Source organism: Bradyrhizobium sp. PRIMUS42 (assembly GCF_023006515.1).
In the GTDB taxonomy this organism is placed as follows: Bacteria; Pseudomonadota; Alphaproteobacteria; order Rhizobiales; family Xanthobacteraceae; genus Bradyrhizobium.
Genome location: NZ_JALBGZ010001603.1, coordinates 1 through 447 on the forward strand (window position 1 = coordinate 1; position 447 = coordinate 447).

A 447-nucleotide genomic window follows, 5' to 3' on the forward strand; every position below is an offset into this window, starting at 1 on the left:
CATCCGCAGTCCCGTCGCGGTGCAGCCGGTCGATGAAGCCGCCCGTGGCCTGATCCCAGCCGACGGTCGACCACAGCGGCAGCGCCTCGTCGATCATGCGCCGCTTCAGGCGCACGACGACATCGGCAGCCTCATCCGCCGCAATGTTTCCTACGTCCGCCATCGGGTCCTCTCTCGGCCTTGCCAATGGCGGTCTGATACCCATGCCGGTGGCGGCGCGCAACGGATGCCAATACGGAAAGAACAGCCATGACCGCCCATTACGACGCCCGCGAGACGCGTGAGCCAGCAGCGCGCGAGGCCGATCTGTTCTCCCGCCTGCCGGAGGTGCTGCGAGCCGCGATGGCCGCCCCGGCCTATGCCGAGCGGCTAAGAGGCCTCGATCCCGCCGCCGTGACCTCCAGAGCGGCCCTGGCGGGCCTGCCGGTGTTGCGCAAGTCGGAACTG

At 69.1% G+C, this 447-nt stretch carries 2 pseudogenes; one reads left to right on the forward strand and one right to left on the reverse strand.

Annotation, left to right across the window (positions count from 1 at the left end):
- Positions 1 to 163: pseudogene (locus MOV75_RS41875) on the reverse strand (mannose-6-phosphate isomerase); the annotation flags it as partial.
- Positions 164 to 249: 86 nt separating this feature from the next.
- Here MOV75_RS41875 and MOV75_RS41880 point away from each other — a divergent pair.
- Positions 250 to 447 (forward strand): annotated as a pseudogene (locus tag MOV75_RS41880) (phenylacetate--CoA ligase family protein); the annotation flags it as partial.